This is a genomic window from Pseudomonas sp. LAIL14HWK12:I10 (assembly GCF_900184205.1).
Classification (GTDB): Bacteria; Pseudomonadota; Gammaproteobacteria; order Pseudomonadales; family Pseudomonadaceae; genus Aquipseudomonas; species Aquipseudomonas kermanshahensis.
This window is the reverse complement of sequence record NZ_FXWU01000001.1, coordinates 694,563-713,697: the sequence shown is the minus strand read 5'-3', so window position 1 is coordinate 713,697 and position 19,135 is coordinate 694,563. Positions and strand designations below refer to the sequence as shown.

The window sequence follows — 19,135 nt, the reverse complement described above, 5'->3', positions numbered from 1 at the left end:
ACTCAGCGACCGCGAACCGCTTGTTCCAGCTCGGCAAAACTTGGGCGGTGTTTCGGGTAGAGCACCTTGCGCCCGAATTCCACAGCCAGGGACGGCGGCATGCCCGAGGCCGACGCGACCAGCGAGGCCTTGATCGACTCATAAAGGTTGAGCTCTTCCTTGGCATCGTGCTCCAGGCACTTGGCCAAGGGGCCGAAGAAGCCATAGGCCGCCAAGATACCGAAGAACGTACCGACCAACGCCGCACCGACGTGCATGCCGATAGCCGCCTGGTCGCCGTCGCCGAGCGAGGCCATGGTCACCACGATACCCAGTACCGCCGCAACGATACCGAAGCCGGGCATGCCGTCGGCAATGCCGGTCACCGCATGGGAGGGGTGTTCAAGCTCTTCCTTCATGCTCAGCAGCTCCATGTCGAACAAGCCTTCGAGCTCGTGCGGGGCCATGTTGCCGGTGGACATGATGCGCAAGTAGTCGCAGACGAACGCCGTCATGCGCTCATCCGCCAGCACGGTGGGGTACTTGGCGAAGATCGGGCTGGCTGCGGCGTCCTCGATATCACTCTCGATGGCCATCATGCCTTCACGACGGCTCTTGTTGAGGATCTCGTACACCAAGCCCAGCACTTCCAGGTAGAAGGCATGGGAGAAGCGCGAGCCGAACATCTTCATCGACTTCTTGATGACGTGCATGGTCATGTGGCCAGGGTTGGCCTGCAAGAATGCACCGAAGGCCGCACCGCCGATGATCAGTACTTCGAACGGCTGGATCAGCGCCGCAATCTTGCCGTGGGAGAGCACGTATCCGCCGAGCACGCTCGCGAATACGACGATGATGCCGATAATTTTAGCCATAGGTTCAAAGCACTTGCTGTCGTGGTCGGGGTATGAGACTGGGAGCTTTAAAACTCTTCTTCTACTTATCGGCAGAACTGCGCCAGACTATAGCCACTCAAAGCGAAAAGCCAGTTCGGACTGATGTCAAAATGCCAATTGAAACCAAGGTACCCGCTCAGCCGCCGCGTACGTTAGAGGCTTGGGTAAAGCTGCTGGAGAGTGTCCGCATCCCCGTGCCGAAGCACAGTCACGACCGGGTAATCGCTGCCATCAACGACAGCCGCCGCTCGCTGCGCGACATCGCCGAACTGATGCAGGACAGCCCGGCATTGGTGCTTTCCGTGCTGCGTGAGGCCAATCACCCGACCAACGCCAGCCAGGCCGAGCCTGCCGAGAGCCTGGAAGTCGCCCTTAACCGGCTGGGCCTGGCCCGCACCGAGCAGTTGCTCAAGCGCCTGCCCTCCGTGCCCGTCGAAGAAATCCCGCCAGTGCTCAGCCAGTTCCAGCTGATCAGCCAGCACGCTTCGCAGCAGGCCAGCGGCCTGTTCGCCAGCCGACTGGCACGGCTGTGGCAGGAAATTCACTGGGGCAGCCTGCTGTTCCTGTCACCCCTGTGGCCGCTGGCACTGGCCTACCCCAAGCTGCTCGACACCTGGGAGCTGCGGGTTATCCACAAGGGCGAGGACGCCGCCCAGGTAGAAGAAGAGCTGTTTGGCGTGCGCATCATGGCGCTGTGCCGGACCATGGCGGAGTACTGGCGCCTGCCGCAGTGGGTAACCCAGGGTTACCGCTTACTGCTGGAAGAACGCGAACAACTGGCCCAGGTGCTGAGCATCGCCCGCGACGAAGACCTGCTCAGCCAGCAACACCGCCTGGATGCCGAGCCGGGCCTGCGCCGCTGGTTCAACCAGCCGGCTAACACCGTGCTGCTGGCCAACAACCTTGCGCTGGCGGCGCAGGTGGGCTGGGACAACCCGCACCTGCTGCGTTGGCAGCTGCTGACTGCGCTCTACCTGCAAACCTCGCTGGAAGACGTGCAGCAGCAAGTGCACCAGCAGGCCGCGGCCAGCGCCCGCCGCCACGCCAGGCATGCCCTGTTCCACCCGGCGGAAGCACTGATCTGGCCCTGGCACCAGCGCCGCCCGCACCCGGACATGCTGGCCCCACCACCGCCCAATAGCGACGACCTGGCGCGCTGGCGCAAGCTGTGCCAGGACCTGTTGGCCCAGCCCAGCCCGTTCACCAATACCGTGCACCTGGCCACCCAGGCCCGCGAAGCCCTGCTGGCCTGCGGCATGCAACGCATCCTGCTGCTGAGCCTGGACAAGGCCAGCGACTACCTGCGCGTGCAACAGGCCGCCGGCTTGCCCAAAGAGGCCGGAGCCCTGGCCCTGCAGGTGTCGCAAAACAAACTGCTGCAAAAGCTGATGGCCCAGGCCGGACAGTTACGCATCACCCCGGAAAACCACAGCCAGTTCTCGGCCCTGCTGCCCGCCCCGCTGCGTGCCCTGTTCCGCAGCGAGCACGTGCTGCTGCGCTCGCTGGCAGTAAACGATCAGGTGCTGATGCTGATGGTGGCCGACCAGGGCTGCCGGCCATTGGCCGATATCAGCGTGCAAGCCTTTGGTAAAACCGCGCAATGCATCGAGCGCGCGCTGTCGGTGTTTGCCAACCGCAAGGGCTGAGCCTTGCGCTACAATCTCCCCTCTTTCCACACTGGAGACCGTGGATGACTGACTTTTCCGGCCTGCCCCTGGTGATCGAAGCCGCAGACCTGCTGCCGCGCCTGGATTCGCCACAGCTGATCCTGGTCGACCTGAGCAGCGCCAACCGCTATGTCAGCGGCCATATCCCCGGCGCACGCTTTGTCGAAGGCAAGCGCACCCAGCTGGGCCAGCCTCCTGCACCCGGCCTGCTGCCGGCCTTGGGCGATCTGGAAAAACTGTTCAGCGAACTCGGCCACCGCGACGACGCCGTCTATGTGGTGTATGACGATGAAGGCGGCGGCTGGGCCGGGCGCTTCATCTGGTTGCTCGACGTGATCGGCCACAAGGCTTACCACTACCTCAATGGTGGTATCCAGGCATGGCCGGCCGACACGCTGGTGACCGACGTACCGGCACCGGCCAACACGCCCGTACGCTTGCACGTGCATGGCGAGCCAACCGCCACCCGCGAATACCTGCAAAGCCGCCTGGGCGCCGATGACCTGGTCATCTGGGACGCCCGCGGCCCGCAGGAATACAGCGGCGAGAAGGTTCTGGCGGCCAAAGGCGGTCATATTCCCGGCGCGATCAACTTCGAGTGGACTGCCGGCATGGACCTCAATGACCACCTGCGCATCCGCCAGGACATCGCCGACGTCCTCGAAAAGCTGGGCATCACCCCCGACAAGGAAGTGATCACCCACTGCCAGACCCACCGCCGCTCCGGTTTCACCTACCTGGTGGCCAAATCCCTCGGCTACCCACGCGTCAAGGCCTACGCCGGCTCGTGGAGCGAATGGGGCAACCACCCGGACACGCCTGTAGAAGTCTAAGGAACCTGCATGAAATCCCGTTTGTTCATCATCAGCCAGTACCTGCTGCCGCACCACCTGCTGTCGCGGCTGGCCGGCTGCATTGCCGAGTGCCGTGCACGCTGGTTCAAAAATGCCTTCACCGCCTGGTTTGCCAAGCGCTACCAGGTGAACATGTCCGAGGCCCTGGTCGAAGACCTGAGCGCTTACGAACACTTCAACGCCTTCTTTACCCGTGCCCTGAAGCCCGGCGCCCGTCCGCTGGACGAAACGCCCGGTGCCATCCTGTGCCCGGCCGACGGCGCGGTCAGCCAGCTTGGCCCGATCGAACACGGCCGCATCTTCCAGGCCAAGGGCCACAGCTTCAGCGCGCAAGAGCTGCTGGGCGGCGATCCAGCCATGGCTGCGCCGTTCATGGGCGGTGAGTTTGCCACCATCTACCTGTCGCCGAAGGACTACCACCGTGTGCACATGCCGCTGGCCGGCACCCTGCGCGAGATGGTGTATGTGCCGGGCCGCCTGTTCTCGGTGAACCAGACCACTGCAGAAAACGTCCCCGAGCTGTTTGCCCGTAACGAGCGTGTGGTGTGCCTGTTCGACACCGAGCGTGGGCCGATGGCCGTGGTGCTGGTGGGTGCGATGATCGTCGCCTCGATCGAGACGGTCTGGGCCGGCTTGGTAACCCCGCCCAAGCGTGAGCTGAAGACCTTCCGTTACGACGAAGGCAGCCGCGCGCCGATCCACTTGGAAAAAGGCGCCGAACTGGGCCGCTTCAAACTGGGTTCGACCGCCATCGTGCTGTTCGGGCCAGAGCAGGTGAAGTGGGCAGAAAGCCTGGGCGCCGGTTCGGCCGTGCGCATGGGGCAGCTACTGGCAGCGCCTGCCGAAGCCTGAGGCCAGCAGGTACACATGCCCCTGTAGACGCAGCCTTGTGCTGCGAAGAGGCCAGCGAAAACAACTAAATCTTCGCCGCTTCACCGGCCTCTTCGCAGCGCAAGGCTGCTCCTACAGAGATCAGGGCTGCAAAGCAGCCCCAAAATCTCGAATCAGCCGCGCGCGTCGCGGTCTCGCAGCCCCAGCAGGTACAGCACACCGTCCAGCCCCAGGGTCGAAATCGCCTGCTTGGCCGATTGACGTACCAGCGGCTTGGCACGGAACGCCACGCCCAGGCCCGCCAGCGACAGCATCGGCAGGTCATTGGCGCCATCACCCACGGCGATGGTCTGGTCCAGTTGCAAGCCCTCTTCGCGGGCCAACTGCTGCAGCAGCTCAGCCTTGCGCTGCGCATCGACGATAGGCTCGACAGCCACGCCAGTCACCTTGCCGTCGACCACTTCCAGCTCGTTGGCGAACACGTAATCGATGCCCAGGCGCGCCTGCACCTGACGGGCGAAATACGTAAAGCCACCCGACAGGATCGCAGTCTTGTAGCCCAGGCGCTTGAGCTCGGCGAACAGGTTCTCGGCACCTTCGGTCAGGCGCAGCGAGGCACCGATCTCATCCAGCACGCCCACGTCCAGGCCCTTGAGCAACGCCATGCGCTCTTTGAAGCTGGCGCGGAAGTCCAGCTCGCCGCGCATGGCCCGCTCGGTGATCGCAGCCACTTGCTCGCCGACGCCGGCAGCCTTGGCCAGTTCGTCGATGACCTCGGCCTCGATCAGCGTCGAGTCCATGTCGAACACCGCCAGGCGGCGGTTGCGACGGAACAGGTCGTCCTTCTGGAAGGCGATGTCGATGCTCAGCGCTTCGGCCAGGGCAAAGAAGTCTGCACGCAAGGCCTGGGCATCGCTCGGCTCGCCGCGCACGGAAATCTCGACGGCCGCCTTGCCCTTCTCGGTGTCGGCATCCAGGCCCACCCGGGCAGACAGGCGCTCGATGCGCTCGATGGTCAGGCCGTACTGGCTGATGACCGCGCTGACCCGTTGCAGCTGCTCTGGGGTGATCTTGCGGCTGAGCAGGGTGACGATATGACGCGCCTCACCGTGGCCATCGGCCCAATGCTGGTAATCGGCCTCGGAAATCGGCGTGTAACGTGCCTGCAGATTGAGCTCATGGGCCTTGGCCTGCACGCTTTGCAGCAGGTTGGTGGCCACTTCGTTGTCCGGGATATCGACCAGAATGCCGAACGACAAGGTGCCGTGCATGACCGCCAGGCCGATGTCGAGGATGTTCACACCACCCTGCAGCAGGACGCCGGTGATGGCCGCGGTGAGACCGGGACGGTCTTCACCTGTGATGTTGATCAGGACGATTTCGCGCAAGACCGGACTCCGACTTCGATGAAAAATGCGCATTCTACCGATTTTCCGTGACCATCGGGCGCGAACGATACTTTGCCGAAAAAACCGGGGTCGCTATACTGCCCCTCACTTTTATGCCATTAAGAGCCGAGCTCTGTGAACCGGCCCACCCCCGTCAAGCCAGACAACTTCTTCCTGATGATCTATCGTGCCCTGAGTCAACGTCGCGTCCCTCTGGCGCTGCGCATCGCCTTCACCAACATTTTCCTGGTGGCGCTGGCGCTGGTCATCTATGCCTGCGTGATGGGCCTGCAGTTCAAGCAGGCCATGCACGAGCAGGCGGATGCGCTCGGCCAGAGCCTGACCACGCAGACGGCCACGTCGGCCACGGAGCTGTTGGTGTCCAACGACATCCTCAGCCTCAACGTGCTGCTGGGTAACCTGGTGAAAAACCCATTGGTGGCCCATGCGGCGATCTACAGCGTGGACAACCGCATCCTCGCCGAAGCTGGCCAGCGCCCGCGCAACAGCCTGCTGGGCGAGGCCGAAGGCCTGTACCAGACCAAGATCACCTTCCAGGACGTCACCGCCGGGCAGCTGCGCATCAGCCTGGACATGGGCCAGTTCCAGCAGCCGATGTTGATCAGCCTTCAGAGCATGGGCATCCTCGCCGCCATCCTGCTGGCCCTGGCACTGAGCTTGAGCCTGCGCCAGGCCCGCCATATCACCCTGCCGCTGCTGCAACTGCGTGTCTGGCTGCGCGACCCGCACCCCTACACCCCGGCCACCGACCGTCAGGACGAGATCGGTGACATCGCCCGCCAGTTGCACACTCGCCTGGCCCCGCCGCCGCCACCAGAGCCAGAGCCAGAAGACGAGGACGACGAAGACACTTTCGAGCACCTGCACGAAGCCCCACCGGCCCCCAAGGCTGCCCCGCGCGCCAAGGTTGTCGCCCAGGCAGACGACGAGGACGATGAAGCCTTCGCCGGGTTGCTCGACAACGAGGACAGCGCCCCGAAGGCGGTGCCGTTCGAGTCTGACGAGCCGCAAAACAGTGCAGTGCTGGCCGTGCAGCTCGGCTCGCAAGAGCAATTGCGCCGCCTGCCGCGCACGCGCCTGACCGAGTTGCTGGAGCGCTACCGCGACTGCCTGGAGCATGCCGCCTCACTGTATGAGGGCGAAACTCACACGCTCAACGACGGCAGTACTCTGGTGCTGTTCCACAGCCGCGACTGTGGCGAGGACTACCTGACCAATGCGATCTGCTGTGGCGAGCTGCTGCGCGCACTGGGCCATGCCTTGCAGATCGAAGTCGCGGACAGCGGCATTACCCTGCAACTGCAGCTGGGCCTGGCCCTGGGTAACGACCTGCACGGGCTGGAGCTGGTCGACCTGCTGATGGCTGAAAAAGCCCAGGATGCCCTGGCGCTGTCGCAGCACAGCCGCAACCTGTTGCTGGTGGAGCGTCAGATCAGCGACGACGCACTGATTCGTCAGCGCGCGCGGATCCGCCCGATTGCCAGCCCAGAAGGCGCGTGCTGCGTGGAGCGGCTGATGGAGCCTTACCCGTCGATGCTGGAACGGCAACTGGCGCGGATGCACGAGCGCCGAGCCTGATTGTACGAGCAGCCTTGTGCTGCGAAGGGGCCAGTTGTAGGACCAGCCTTGTGCTGCGAAGAGGCCAGTTGTAGGAGCAGCCTTGTGCTGCGAAGAGGCCGGCCCTAGCAACAGAGATGCATTGCCAGCCCTGGCCTCTTCGCAGCGCAAGGCTGCTCCTACAGAGGTCACGTAGCAGATACGAAAAAGCCCGCACATGTGCGGGCTTTTTCGTATCTGGCGGAACCATCAGAACCGATAGACTTCCATATCGGTACGGATCGGCGAAGCCATCGGGATCTTGGATTTCTCCGGCGCCTTCTTCACCTGTACCGGTGCAGCTGGCTTTTTCGGCGCCTCTTCGGCAATGGCAGGCTGATTGGCCAACGGTTTGACCGCCGTGCTCAATTGTTCAGCCAGCTTTTGCAGCAATTGCCCTTGCGCCTGCACCTGCGACGCCTCGCTACCCTCGTGCTGCTGCTCGAGGTGAACGATGCGGTTGTCGCGCACATGGCCACGACGGTCGAGCAGACGCCATTGGGCATCGAGAATCGCCGGCTGGTCCTTGCCAGAATCCAGGCGGGTAATCGACAGCAAGACTTGCACGTCCGGGCTGAAGCCAGCGGTTGCCGGTGCCAGGACCACGCGCTGGCTGTCCAGGCGCCAGGCCAGCTGGCGAACCAGCAACTGGTCAATGTCCGACGAGAGGCTGCCCGCCCAACGACCGTCGGTCGCCGAACTCAGGCTGCCATCGGCCTGACGCTGCAGGAACGTCTCGCGTTGCAGGTAATCGGCAACCGACACCGGGCCGAGCACCACGGCCATGCCCGCGCTTTGCGACGGCTGGCCAGGATCACCGCTGTCGAGCTGGTACAAGGCAACCGGCTGATGCATGCTGCATCCGCCCAGCCCCAAAAGGCCCGTCATCAACAGCGCAAATGGAAGGCGCAGAAGTTTCATCATCCCATCCAGGCGGTCGCCCCAGGCAGACCGCAGTGATACTCATGTAGATTCAATCGGGCACACGGCTACGCCGGCACCGCAGGGGCCATATCATCCGCGAAATAGCTGTCCGACTCCAGCATTTCTGCCTGGAACGGCGCTGAAATTGCCGTTCCAGACATTTCACCGGGTTACGCCGGACCTTCCACCTGCAACCCATCGACACGCTGGAAGCCGCGTGGCAGCTTGCTGCCGCGCCGGCCCCGTTCGCCCTTGTAGTGCTCCAGGTCGTCCGCTTTCAGAGATAGCGTACGCTTGCCGGCTTGCAATACAAGGGTCGCCCCTTCGGCCATCACCGCCAGGTCGGTGACAAATTCTTCACGGCTGGCCACCCGATCACCGGGCACGCCGATGATCTTGTTGCCCTTGCCTTTACCCAGTTGCGGCAAGTCGCTGACCTTGAACACCAGCAGCCGGCCCTCGGTGGTCACCGCCGCCAGCCAATCCTGCTCGCGGTTGGCCACCGGGCGTGGCGTCATCACTTTTGCCCCGTTGGGCAGGCTGAGCAGGCCCTTGCCGGCCTTGTTCTTGGCCTGCAGGTCTTCACCCTTGACCACGAACCCGTAGCCGGCGTCCGACGCCACCACATACAGGGCGTCATCGTCAGGCAACAGCACACACTCGAAGGTTGCCCCAGGTGGCGGTGTCAGGCGGCCGGTCAGCGGCTCGCCTTGCCCCCGCGCCGACGGCAGGGTATGCGCGGCCACCGAATAGCTGCGGCCCGTAGAGTCGATCAGCACGGCAAACTGGTTGGAGCGCCCGGCAGCGGCGGCCTTGAAGCCATCGCCCGCCTTGTACGAGAGGCCGGTGGCATCGATGTCGTGGCCCTTGGCGCAACGCACCCAGCCCTTTTCCGACAGCACGACGGTGACCGGTTCGGTCGGCATCAGCTCGTTTTCCGACAGCGCCTTGGCCTCGGCACGCTCGACGATTGGCGAACGGCGGTCATCGCCATAGGTTTCGGCGTCCTTGATCAGCTCGGTGCGCACCAGCTTGCGCAGCTTGGCGTCGCTGCCGAGCAAGGCCAGCAGCTTGGCCTGCTCTTTGAGCAGTTCGTCCTGCTCGCCGCGAATCTTCATTTCTTCAAGGCGCGCCAGCTGCCGCAGGCGGGTCTCGAGGATGTAGTCGGCCTGGATCTCGGTCAGTTGGAAGCGGTCGATCAACGCCTGCTTGGGATGCTCCTCGGTGCGGATGATGTGAATCACTTCATCCAGGTTGAGGAAGGCCGTCAACAAGCCCTCAAGCAAGTGCAGGCGACGCTCAACCTTGTCCAGACGGTGTTGCAGCCGGCGACGGACGGTAGTGGTACGGAACTCCAGCCATTCCAGCAACAGGGCGCGCAGGTTCTTCAGCTGCGGCCGGCCGTCGAGGCCGATGATGTTGACGTTGACCCGGTAGCTGCTTTCCAGGTCGGTGGTGGCGAACAAATGCTGCATCAGTTCGTCGGCATCCACCCGGTTGGAGCGCGGGATGATGACGATGCGGCATGGGTTCTCGTGGTCCGACTCGTCACGCAGGTCGGCCACCATCGGCAGCTTCTTGGCCTGCATCTGGGCGGCGATCTGCTCCAGTACCTTGGCCCCGGAGACCTGGTGCGGCAGTGCGGTGACCACCACATCGCCATCTTCGACACGATAAACGGCGCGCATGCGGATCGAGCCGCGGCCGGTTTCGTAGATCTTCAGGATCTCGGCGCGCGGGGTGATGATCTCTGCTTCGGTCGGGTAGTCCGGGCCCTGGATGTGCTCGCACAGCTGCTCGATCGTGGCCTTGGGCTCGTCGAGCAAACGGACGCAGGCACTGGCCACTTCACGCAGGTTGTGCGGCGGCACGTCGGTGGCCATGCCCACGGCGATACCGGTGGTGCCGTTGAGCAGGATGTTGGGCAGGCGCGCTGGCAATACCGCTGGCTCCTGCAGGGTACCGTCGAAGTTCGGCACCCAGTCCACGGTGCCTTGGCCCACTTCGTTGAGCAGCACTTCGGCGTAGCGTGACAGCCGTGCTTCGGTATAACGCATGGCGGCGAACGACTTCGGGTCGTCCGGCGCACCCCAGTTGCCCTGGCCATCGACCAGGGTGTAGCGGTAGCTGAACGGCTGCGCCATCAACACCATGGCTTCGTAGCAGGCCGAGTCGCCGTGGGGGTGGAACTTGCCGAGCACGTCGCCGACGGTACGCGCCGACTTCTTGTGCTTGGCATCGGCATCGAGCCCCAACTCGCTCATGGCGTAGACGATGCGTCGCTGCACCGGCTTCAGGCCGTCGCCGATGTGCGGCAGGGCCCGGTCCATGATCACGTACATGGAGTAGTTGAGGTAGGCCTGTTCGGTGAAGTCCGCCAGCGAGCGGCGTTCGACGCCGTCGAGGCTGAGTTCCAGTGAGTCGCTCATGCGGGCCTCGTCATTTCAGGTTCTGGCGCAGCAGCATGGTGCCGCCGCGCTGGGTAAATTCAAGTTGTTTCAGGGCGCTCATGCCGAGCAGCACGGTCTGCCCGTCCAGGCCTGGCACCACGGTGGCTCGCACGTCCTGCAGGCGGATATCACCCAGCTGCAGGGTATTCAGCCGCGTGCGGTAGCCTTCGGTGCGGCCGTTTGCGGTACTGAGCAGCACCGGGCTGCCGCGCGCAAGCGCCAGCGTGTGGGCCAATGCCTCAGGTATCGCCACGTCGGTCGCCCCGGTGTCGAGCATGAAATGCACTGCCTGGCCATTGATCGCGCCATCCACCACGAAGTGCCCCTGGCCATTGCTCAGCAGGCGCACCTCGATAAAGCCTTCGCCACGTGAAGACTGCACCTGGGCATTAGGGTTGCGCTGGCTGTCTTCCCATTGGCCAAAATAACGCGTGGCAAGGAACAACGCCGCCGCCCAGGCGACGATCATCAGTAGCTTGCCGGCACGCTTGCCCGGAGCCTGGCTCATGGCTTGGCGCTCCAGCCGCCGGCGGGCGCGTCGAAGCGCCAGACGATCGGGCGTGCCTCGCCATCGGCGCGCACGCCATTGTTGTTGTCCAGGCCAATCCAGGCGCCTTTGGCATCGATGACCAGGGCTTCTGCCAGGCCGTACGGCTGATCGTACCGGCGCGATTCCACCAACGCATCGGCGGCGAACGACCAGCAACGCTCGACCACGCCGCTGTCTGCGTCGCGGCGACAAATGCGGTAGGCGTTACGCTCAAGGGTGTACAGCTTGCCCTCGAACCAGGCCAGGTCGGCAAAATCACGCGACAGCGCCCGTGGGTTGGGCATCTGCGGCGGCTGCATCTCGACACCAGCTTCGCTCAGCAGCACGCAACTGCGCCCGCAGGTCCACACCGACTGCTGACGCTCGATCGCCACCAACCCCCGGCGCTCGCGCTCGGCGGCCAGCCAGATGCGGTCACCCGCCGGGTTGATCGCCAAGCCTTCGAACAAGGCATTGAAGTTAAGCAGCATGCCACTGGCCCGCGCCTGCCGAACCATGGCCGGGTCGATTTTCAGCCAGTCCGGCTCACCCTTGAGCGGGATGCGCAACACGCCAGCATGCGCCTCGCTGACCAGATAGAGGCTACCGGCCTGGTCACAGGTGATGCCTTCGAAATCCAGCTCGCCACCGCGCACATAGGACGCCGCCCAGTTGCGCGACTTCAGCCCCCACGGCAAGCCGCTCTCGGGTACGGGCGGCGGGGTGAAGGTCAGCGGTTGTGCACGCCACACCGCGTTTTGCTGATCGAAGCGATAGACCCGGTCATCGTCACGGTCGGATACACCCCACAACGCACCCCGGCACTGCACCAGCCCAGACAAGTTGCCGCCGCGCATACCCTCGATGGGGTATTCGGCAGTCATCTTCAATTGCGGCCAGTCGCCCGCCACACTCGGCAAGGCAACCAGGGCAAGGCAAGCGGCGAGAAACAGCCGAATCAAACCATGACCTCGGCAAGGTTACCTTTGGTTTCCAGCCAGCTCTTGCGGTCGCCGGCGCGCTTCTTGGCCAGCAACTTGTCCATCAGCTCGCAGGTGGCCTGCACATCGTCCAGCGTCAGCTGCACCAGGCGCCGGGTGTTCGGGTCCATGGTGGTTTCACGCAGCTGTGGCGGGTTCATTTCACCCAGCCCCTTGAATCGCGTGACTTGCGGCTTGCCGCGCTTCTTCTCGGCCACCAGGCGATCGAGGATGCCGTCGCGCTCGGCTTCGTCCAGGGCGTAGTAAATTTCCTTGCCGAGGTCGATGCGGTACAGCGGCGGCATGGCCACGTAGACATGGCCGGCCTCCACCAGTGGGCGGAAATGCTGCACGAACAGTGCGCACAGCAACGTGGCAATGTGCAAGCCGTCGGAGTCGGCGTCGGCGAGAATGCAGATTTTGCCGTAGCGCAGCTGCGAGAGGTCGGCAGCCCCCGGGTCGACGCCGATGGCCACAGCAATGTTGTGCACTTCCTGGCTGGCCAGGACTTCGCCACCGTCCACTTCCCAGGTGTTGAGGATTTTCCCGCGTAGCGGCAGGATCGCCTGGAACTCTTTGTCTCGCGCCTGCTTGGCCGAACCACCGGCAGAGTCACCCTCGACCAGGAACAGCTCGGCGCGCATCGGGTCCTGGCCTGCGCAATCCGCCAGTTTGCCCGGCAGCGCCGGGCCTTGGGTGATGCGCTTGCGTTCGACCTTCTTGCTGGCCTTGAGACGACGGCCGGCGTTGCTGATGGCCAGCTCAGCCAGTTGCATGCCCAGCTCGGGGTGGGCGTTGAGCCACAGGCTGAATGCGTCCTTGACCACGCCGGAAACGAAGGCGGCCGCCTCACGGGACGACAGGCGCTCTTTGGTCTGCCCGGAGAACTGTGGCTCCTGCATCTTCATCGACAGCACGAAAGTGATGCGTTCCCAGACGTCTTCAGGCGCCAGCTTGACCCCGCGGGGCAGCAAGTTGCGGAACTCGCAGAACTCGCGCATGGCATCCAGCAGGCCTTGGCGCAGGCCGTTGACATGGGTGCCGCCCTGGGCGGTGGGGATCAGGTTGACGTAGCTTTCCTGAACGCTGTCGCCGCCTTCAGGCAGCCACAGCAAGGCCCAGTCCACGGCCTCCTTGTTACCGGCCAGGCTGCCGCAGAACGGCTCGTCGGGCAGGCGCAGGTACTCGCTGACCGAGTCGACCAGGTAGGAACGCAGGCCATCCTCGTAGTGCCACTCGACCTTCTCGCCGCTGCCTTTGTCCTCGAAGCTGACCAGCAGGCCCGGGCACAGCACGGCCTTGGCCTTGAGCACGTGCTTGAGGCGGCTGATGGAGAATTTTGGCGAATCGAAGTACTTCGGGTCGGGGCTGAAGTACACGCTGGTGCCGGTGTTGCGCTTGCCGACCGAGCCCACCACTTCCAGTTCGCTGGCCTTGAAGCCATCGGCGAAGGTCATCTGGTACTCGTTGCCGTCACGCTTGACGCGCACGCGCACCTGGGTCGACAGGGCGTTGACCACCGAAATACCCACGCCGTGCAGGCCCCCGGAGAACTGGTAGTTCTTGTTGGAGAACTTGCCGCCGGCGTGCAGCTTGGTCAGGATCAGCTCGACCCCGGACACGCCTTCTTCGGGGTGGATGTCCACCGGCATGCCGCGGCCATCGTCGCTGACTTCCAGCGAGTGGTCGGCGTGAAGGATGACCTGCACCGAACGGGCGTGACCGGCCAGGGCTTCGTCGACACTGTTGTCGATGACTTCCTGGGCCAAGTGGTTCGGTCGGCTGGTGTCGGTGTACATGCCCGGTCGCTTGCGGACCGGATCAAGGCCCGAGAGGACTTCGATGGCGTCTGCGTTATAGGCGCTAGCGCTGGGATTGGCCATGGGGTCTCGTCGTCAGTCAGGTGAATGCAAAAGTGCTGGGTACAAAGCTCAGAGCACGGAAAAGTCGAGCGCCGCATAAGCGCCCGGGGCAATCCCGGCAAAGGCCAGCAGTGCCGGCAGGCGCTCGACAAAGCCCTGGAAGCTGTGGTCGCCACCGGCCTGGATGCGCAATGCGCACGCTCGGTAATAGCGCTCGGCGTGGCGATAATCCAAGGTTTCGTCAGCGGTCTGCAACCACACTTGGTAGCGGTTGGCATCCTCGGGGGCTGGCACTTCCAGCTCGGCCAGGGCCTGCACGTGATCGTGGGTCAGCTCCCAGGCCTCATCGGTGTAGAGGTTGCGCTGGGTGCCCAGGTAGCCATCGAACAACCGGTGGGGTGCCACCGCTGGGTTGATCAGCAAGGCCTTGAGGCCGTGGCGCTCTGCCAGATAGGTGGCATAGTAGCCGCCGAGCGAACTGCCGACCAGCAAGGGCGCACCCAGTTCGGCGATGGCGCCCTGCAATTGGGCGATGGCCTGGCGTGGGTGATGGTGCAACGCCGGCACACGCAATTGGTCGGACAAGCCCAACTGCTGCATGACTGCCTCGAGCTGGCGCGCCTTCTTGGACAGCGGCGAGCTGTTGAAGCCATGGATATAGAGGATGGAACCCGACATGCTGCCCCCGGAATCTGCGGCTTCGCGCCCTTGTTGCGGGCGCAGGGACGCGCAGTGTAGCGCGTTCGCCGGGTTTTGACGCAGTGAGGGGGATTTCGCAACACTTTCTTCAGGCACTTCCGGGCATTCAAGGGGCGCTTTCCGTGTAGGAGCAGCCTTGTGCTGCGAAGAGGCCGGTGGCAAGAAATCAAGATCGGCGTTTTTGTAGCTGGCCTCTTCGCAGCACAAGGCTGCTCCTACAAGGAAGATGTATTGCCTGAACCTCAATACCCCGGGCTGTCGAAGTCCAGTTTCACCTCGAAGTCCCGTGCCCGCTCCACGCCGCTCTCCAACCGCCCGTCGGCATGCAAGCGCAACCAGCGATAGCCAGGCTGCTCTTCGCTCACCTTGAAGTCCTCGCTTTGCGCCGCGAACTGAATGCAGGTCGACGGCGTGGCCATCAAGCGCAACCCCTCGCGCAGTTCATCCCACGTCTGGTGGATATGCCCCCAGAGCAACGCCCGCACCTGTGGATAACGTTCAACGATGGCGAACAATGCCTGGGCATTGCGCAGCCCGATGGGCGCGATCCAGGCGCAGCCGATGTCCACCGGCTGATGGTGGAAGCACACCAGGCAATGGCGCTCACCGGCCTGTTTCAAGGCAGATTCCAGCGCGGCCAGTTGGTCGTCTTCCAGAAAACCGTGGGTAGCACCGTGCACGGCCGTGTTGAGCATGACAACGCGCCATGCGCCAATGTCGGTTACCGCCTGCACCAGCTCCGGCGCCACCTGCGCCATTACCTGCGCCTCGTCATGGTTACCCGGCAACCAGCGAGTGGGCACGGCAAACGGTGCGGTCAGCTCACGGAACGCCTCATAGGAGGCCACGCTGGCATCTTGGGACAGATCGCCGGTGCACAGCAGCAAATCGATGTGCAACTGCTCGCGGCGCACTTGGGCGACCACATGGCGCAGGCTGTCACGGGTGTTCAGGCCAAGCAGGGTGCCGGCCGGGTCGGCGAACAGGTGGGCATCGGTAAGTTGCACCACATGCACGGGGTGGGTTGGGTCTAGGTGCGGCAACGGCCGTCTCCTCGAACGGATTCAGCACGAATTATGGCTGCGCAACGGTTGCGAGCAAACACCCGAAACCGACGCACATCACATTTCAGCGAACACTTGCCAGTTCATGACCGCAGGCCAGGCAGTGGCTCAGCCATTCGCCGAGGAACAGGTTGAGCTGCGCTTTTTCGTCCGGCTGGTGCATACCCGCATTCGGATAAGGGTAAATGCTGCGCAAGCGCCGGGCATGCTCGGCGCTGACCACCTCGGCCATGCGTGCATCGTGGTACACCTGCACCTCAAGGTGCGGCACCGGCAGCCACGGCAAGCTGTGCTCCTGGCGCACGTGCAGGGTGGTGGTATAAGGGCAGGCCAGCACCACATCGAGCACCAGCACACCGAGCATCTGGTCGCCCTGGGTCATGCCGATGCGACGCGAGCTCTGGGTAGTGCGCATGTCTGGTAACAAACGCATCAGCCGGGCGTAATTGGCCTCGCAGGCTGCTTGCAGCCCGACCAGGTCAACCCGATATCGCTCGCGCAGCAGGTTCACTTCCACATACCTCGAACTTCGTCTCTGTTAAGCGCCAGCCATTGCAGGCCAATGATCGTCGCGGCGTTGCAGATACGGCCATCACGCACGGCCTGCAAGGCATCCTCGAACGACCACACGCGCACGCGAATGTCTTCGCCCTCTTCTTCCAGGCCATGCAGGCCGCCCGCGCCTTCGCTGGTGCAGCGCCCCAGGAACAGGTGGACGAATTCGTCACTGCCACCGGGCGATGGGAAGTAGCGGGTCATTGGCCACAAAGCGCTGAACGTAAGCCCAGCCTCTTCTTCGGCCTCGCGGTGTGCGACCTCTTCAGGTTGCTCGTCCTTGTCGATCAGCCCGGCGACCATCTCGATCAGCCAAGGGTTGGCGACCTTGTCGAGCGCACCGACACGAAACTGCTCGATCAGCACCACCTCGTCACGCAGTGGATCGTAGGGCAATACACAAACCGCATCGTGGCGCACGAACAGTTCGCGGCTGATCTCGCGGCCCATGCCCCCGGCGAACAGTTCATGGCGCAGGCGAAGCTTGTCGAGCTTATAAAAGCCCTGGAAGCAATTGGCCCGCTCGATGATCTCGAAGCCCTTGGGCACTGAATTCAACGCGTCTGACATGGAAATCCTCATGGCCTCAAATACTGCATCGCGCCATCCTACTCCGCACTTTGGCGCGTTTCACCCCTTTCCGGCAACCGTTCGCGCAGTCGGGACAGCGCGCCTTCTGTCTGTTAGCTTAGTGGCGAACTGACGGTCGCGCCGACGGTCAAAGGCCGACTTTTCCCTGTTCTGCAAGGATCATCATGACACTTGTCAAACTGACTTCCGTGGCTGTGCTGGCACTGGCCCTGGGTGCCTGCCAGAGCCTGTTCACGCCCAACTACCGGGCCCCGCTCGAGGTAAAGCGTGACGCCTGGGAGCACGTCAAACCCGGCTGCAGCGAAAGCGACTGCCCGCTGGTGAACATCGACACCCTTCACTTCCCGGCCCAGCCCAAGCTCGACGCCATCGTCGAACAGCGCCTGCTGCAGCTGACCGAAGACAACCAACACGGCGCCGCGCCAACCACCCTGCAGGCGTATGAGCAGCAGTACCTGGCCAGCGCCGACAAGCGCAACAGCAGCTACTTGCAAGCCAAGGTACGCGAACAGCATGACGGGCTGGTGATCATCGAACTGTCCAGCTACCTGGACAGCGGTGGCGCCCATGGCATGCCAGGGCGCGGCTTCATCAACTATTCGCGCAAGCTGGACAAGGTACTGACCCTGCAGGACATGCTGGTGCCCGGCCAGGAAGAGACCTTCTGGAAAACCGTCGAAGAGTCGCACCGCGCGTGGATGATCAGCGTCGGCATGGACAAGGACGCCGACTTCGTCAAGACCTGGCCCTTCAAGCGGTCGCCGCACATCGCCCTGACGTACGGCGCGGTGGTGGTCAAGTATGAGGTCTATGCCATCGCGCCCTACTCCATGGGCCACGTCGAGCTGAAGATCCCCTACCCGCGCCTGAACGGCGTGATCAAGCCCGAGCTGTTTCCCGGCCGCGGCTGAAGCTCAGTAGCGCATGCAGCACACCTGCCAGCACTAGCGCCGGCAGGGTTGCGCCCAGGTCCGGTGCTTGCGCGGCAATCAGGTGATAAGCCGCCACACCCACGGCCCAGGCCAGCAACGCCTGCCAATGCAAGCCATCGACCTGTGACGGCAGGCGGCGGTGACGGATCACGTAGTGGTCCATCAGCACCACGCCGAACAGCGGCGCAAATACCGAACCGATCAGCAGCAAGAAGTTTTCGTACTGGGCCAGTGGCGCGAACAGCGCGATCAGGGTGCACAGCACACCAATGGCCAGCGCCAGGTGCTCGACTTTCAGGCGTACCAGCACGCCGGTGGAAACGGCGGCCGAATGGATGTCGGCAAAGGCTTTTTCCGACTCGTCCAGCAGAATCAACAGCAACGGGATACCCAGCCCAGCACCTGCCAGGGCCAGCAGCAAGGCATTGGCTTCGCCGCTGGGGGCAAAGGCCAGGGTGTAGGCGACGCCCAGGCTCATCAGCCAGGTATTGCCGATGAAGTAGCCCAGCACGGTACCGCCGAACACACGCTTGCCGCTGCGGGCGAACCGCGAGTAGTCGGCGATCAGCGGCAACCACGACAGCGGCATGGCGATGACGATGTCGAAGCCGACGGCCAGCGACATCGAGCCGTCACCGGCGCGTTGCCACAGGTCGGCCAGGTCGGCTTTGGCGAACAGGTTCCAGGTCAGCCACAGGCACGCGCCCAACAGCACCCAGATGCCCCACGTGCGCAACACCTTGCGCACGAACGCCAGCGGCCCGCTGACTGCAAGCAGGGTCGCCAGGGCGCCGAAGCACAGGGTCCAGAGCATAGGGCTGTTCCACGCACTGCCTTCACCAAAAGTACGCGCGCCGAGCAGGCTGGCCGCGTCGCGCATGACAATGATCTCGAACGCCCCCCAACCCACCAGCTGCAGCAGGTTGAGCACTGCTGGCAAGCGGGCACCATGGCTGCCCAGGCTGAGCCGCAGGGTGCCCATGGCCGACAGGCCGGTGTCGCTGCCGATGACGCCAGCCGCCCCGAGTAACAGCACGCCCACACCGGTGCCAAGGGCGATGGCCAGCACCGCGCTGGCAAGGCCCATGCCTGGGGCGAGCATGGCGCCGACCTGCAGCACCATCAAGCCGATGCCGAGGGAGAACCACAGAGAGAACAGGTCGCCGAAGCCGAAGATGCGTTGGCTGGTGGGGACCGGGTGGTCCGGGGAAAAATGGCTGGGGGTGGTCATTGTTGTGATCGCCGCAAAGATTGGGATGAACAGGCATCCAACGGTGGGAGCGGGCTTGCCCCGCGAAGGCGTCTGGCCTGCCAATC

Annotated in this window: 17 protein-coding genes; 5 read left to right on the top strand and 12 right to left on the bottom strand. The window is 63.8% G+C overall.

The annotated features are described in order from the left end of the window. Positions 1-2 precede the first annotated feature (2 nt). Positions 3-854 carry a flagellar motor stator protein MotA gene (gene motA, locus QOS90_RS03190; protein ID WP_027592519.1) on the bottom strand — a complete coding sequence of 284 codons (852 nt, stop codon included), beginning with the start codon at positions 852-854 and terminating at the stop codon, positions 3-5. A 131-nt stretch (positions 855-985) separates the two neighbouring features. On the opposite strand from motA, the gene QOS90_RS03185 reads away from it, so the two are divergent. Genes QOS90_RS03185 through asd form a run of 3 tightly spaced genes read left to right on the top strand, consistent with a single transcriptional unit; the run spans position 986 to position 4,248 of the window. Next, positions 986-2,521: an HDOD domain-containing protein gene (locus QOS90_RS03185; RefSeq protein ID WP_085272299.1), complete on the top strand. Its 1,536-nt coding sequence runs from the start codon at positions 986-988 to the stop codon at positions 2,519-2,521. Between the two features lie 44 nt (positions 2,522-2,565). Next, positions 2,566-3,375: a rhodanese-like domain-containing protein gene (locus tag QOS90_RS03180; protein ID WP_027592517.1), complete on the top strand. Its 810-nt coding sequence runs from the start codon at positions 2,566-2,568 to the stop codon at positions 3,373-3,375. Positions 3,376-3,384: 9 nt separating this feature from the next. Continuing rightward, positions 3,385-4,248, top strand: coding sequence for an archaetidylserine decarboxylase (asd, locus tag QOS90_RS03175; RefSeq protein ID WP_027592516.1), 864 nt, complete (start codon positions 3,385-3,387; stop codon positions 4,246-4,248). 152 nt (positions 4,249-4,400) lie between these two features. On the opposite strand, the gene serB is transcribed toward asd, so the two are convergent. After that, positions 4,401-5,615 (bottom strand): phosphoserine phosphatase SerB, encoded by a 1,215-nt coding sequence (gene serB, locus QOS90_RS03170; RefSeq protein WP_027592515.1) that lies wholly within the window; start codon positions 5,613-5,615, stop codon positions 4,401-4,403. Between the two features lie 135 nt (positions 5,616-5,750). Here serB and QOS90_RS03165 point away from each other — a divergent pair, with 135 nt between their 5' ends. Then, positions 5,751-7,214: an AhpA/YtjB family protein gene (locus tag QOS90_RS03165; protein ID WP_027592514.1), complete on the top strand. Its 1,464-nt coding sequence runs from the start codon at positions 5,751-5,753 to the stop codon at positions 7,212-7,214. A 228-nt stretch (positions 7,215-7,442) separates the two neighbouring features. Here the strand turns inward: QOS90_RS03165 and QOS90_RS03160 are convergent, their stop codons facing one another. The 9 genes from QOS90_RS03160 to QOS90_RS03120 form a co-directional block, all read right to left on the bottom strand. Then, positions 7,443-8,153: a PqiC family protein gene (locus tag QOS90_RS03160; protein ID WP_027592513.1), complete on the bottom strand. Its 711-nt coding sequence runs from the start codon at positions 8,151-8,153 to the stop codon at positions 7,443-7,445. Between the two features lie 173 nt (positions 8,154-8,326). Then, the gene (gene parC / locus QOS90_RS03155; RefSeq protein WP_027592512.1) at positions 8,327-10,585 is read right to left on the bottom strand and encodes a DNA topoisomerase IV subunit A; all 2,259 of its coding nucleotides are present in this window, start codon (positions 10,583-10,585) and stop codon (positions 8,327-8,329) included. A 10-nt stretch (positions 10,586-10,595) separates the two neighbouring features. Further along, positions 10,596-11,114: a retropepsin-like aspartic protease family protein gene (locus QOS90_RS03150; protein ID WP_085272298.1), complete on the bottom strand. Its 519-nt coding sequence runs from the start codon at positions 11,112-11,114 to the stop codon at positions 10,596-10,598. After that, complete coding sequence (locus QOS90_RS03145) at positions 11,111-12,097, bottom strand: esterase-like activity of phytase family protein (RefSeq protein WP_027592510.1); 987 nt, start codon at positions 12,095-12,097, stop codon at positions 11,111-11,113. The genes QOS90_RS03150 and QOS90_RS03145 overlap by 4 nt, the downstream gene beginning before the upstream one ends. Continuing rightward, entirely contained in the window at positions 12,094-13,998 is a 1,905-nt protein-coding gene (parE, locus tag QOS90_RS03140) for a DNA topoisomerase IV subunit B (protein WP_027592509.1), read from the bottom strand. Before parE ends, QOS90_RS03145 begins: the two co-directional genes overlap by 4 nt. Positions 13,999-14,046: 48 nt before the next feature. Then, the gene (locus QOS90_RS03135; RefSeq protein WP_027592508.1) at positions 14,047-14,655 is read right to left on the bottom strand and encodes a YqiA/YcfP family alpha/beta fold hydrolase; all 609 of its coding nucleotides are present in this window, start codon (positions 14,653-14,655) and stop codon (positions 14,047-14,049) included. A gap of 263 nt (positions 14,656-14,918) precedes the next feature. Then, on the bottom strand, positions 14,919-15,719 hold the full coding sequence (gene cpdA / locus QOS90_RS03130; RefSeq protein ID WP_177408584.1) for a 3',5'-cyclic-AMP phosphodiesterase: 801 nt from the start codon (positions 15,717-15,719) through the stop codon (positions 14,919-14,921). Positions 15,720-15,804: 85 nt separating this feature from the next. Next, positions 15,805-16,257: a DUF1249 domain-containing protein gene (locus tag QOS90_RS03125; protein WP_027592506.1), complete on the bottom strand. Its 453-nt coding sequence runs from the start codon at positions 16,255-16,257 to the stop codon at positions 15,805-15,807. Then, a complete protein-coding gene (locus tag QOS90_RS03120) occupies positions 16,248-16,865 on the bottom strand; it encodes an NUDIX domain-containing protein (protein WP_027592505.1) in 618 nt (205 codons plus the stop codon). Before QOS90_RS03120 ends, QOS90_RS03125 begins: the two co-directional genes overlap by 10 nt. Before the next feature lie 185 nt (positions 16,866-17,050). Here QOS90_RS03120 and QOS90_RS03115 point away from each other — a divergent pair, with 185 nt between their 5' ends. Then, positions 17,051-17,797 (top strand): RsiV family protein, encoded by a 747-nt coding sequence (locus tag QOS90_RS03115; protein WP_027592504.1) that lies wholly within the window; start codon positions 17,051-17,053, stop codon positions 17,795-17,797. On the opposite strand, the gene cytX is transcribed toward QOS90_RS03115, so the two are convergent. Beyond that, the gene (cytX, locus tag QOS90_RS03110) at positions 17,766-19,049 is read right to left on the bottom strand and encodes a putative hydroxymethylpyrimidine transporter CytX (protein WP_027592503.1); all 1,284 of its coding nucleotides are present in this window, start codon (positions 19,047-19,049) and stop codon (positions 17,766-17,768) included. The genes QOS90_RS03115 and cytX overlap by 32 nt on opposite strands. Between the last annotated feature and the right edge of the window lie 86 nt (positions 19,050-19,135).

Excerpts from the sequence above, each read along its gene's own strand:
- motA (WP_027592519.1), bottom strand. The coding sequence starts at position 854 with ATGGCTAAAATTATCGGCATCATCGTCGTATTCGCGAGCGTGCTCGGC.
- QOS90_RS03185 (WP_085272299.1), top strand. The coding sequence starts at position 986 with ATGCCAATTGAAACCAAGGTACCCGCTCAGCCGCCGCGTACGTTAGAG.
- QOS90_RS03180 (WP_027592517.1), top strand. The coding sequence starts at position 2,566 with ATGACTGACTTTTCCGGCCTGCCCCTGGTGATCGAAGCCGCAGACCTG.
- asd (WP_027592516.1), top strand. The coding sequence starts at position 3,385 with ATGAAATCCCGTTTGTTCATCATCAGCCAGTACCTGCTGCCGCACCAC.
- QOS90_RS03160 (WP_027592513.1), bottom strand. The coding sequence starts at position 8,153 with ATGAAACTTCTGCGCCTTCCATTTGCGCTGTTGATGACGGGCCTTTTG.
- parC (WP_027592512.1), bottom strand. The coding sequence starts at position 10,585 with ATGAGCGACTCACTGGAACTCAGCCTCGACGGCGTCGAACGCCGCTCG.
- QOS90_RS03150 (WP_085272298.1), bottom strand. The coding sequence starts at position 11,114 with ATGAGCCAGGCTCCGGGCAAGCGTGCCGGCAAGCTACTGATGATCGTC.
- parE (WP_027592509.1), bottom strand. The coding sequence starts at position 13,998 with ATGGCCAATCCCAGCGCTAGCGCCTATAACGCAGACGCCATCGAAGTC.
- QOS90_RS03135 (WP_027592508.1), bottom strand. The coding sequence starts at position 14,655 with ATGTCGGGTTCCATCCTCTATATCCATGGCTTCAACAGCTCGCCGCTG.
- QOS90_RS03120 (WP_027592505.1), bottom strand. The coding sequence starts at position 16,865 with ATGTCAGACGCGTTGAATTCAGTGCCCAAGGGCTTCGAGATCATCGAG.
- QOS90_RS03115 (WP_027592504.1), top strand. The coding sequence starts at position 17,051 with ATGACACTTGTCAAACTGACTTCCGTGGCTGTGCTGGCACTGGCCCTG.
- cytX (WP_027592503.1), bottom strand. The coding sequence starts at position 19,049 with ATGACCACCCCCAGCCATTTTTCCCCGGACCACCCGGTCCCCACCAGC.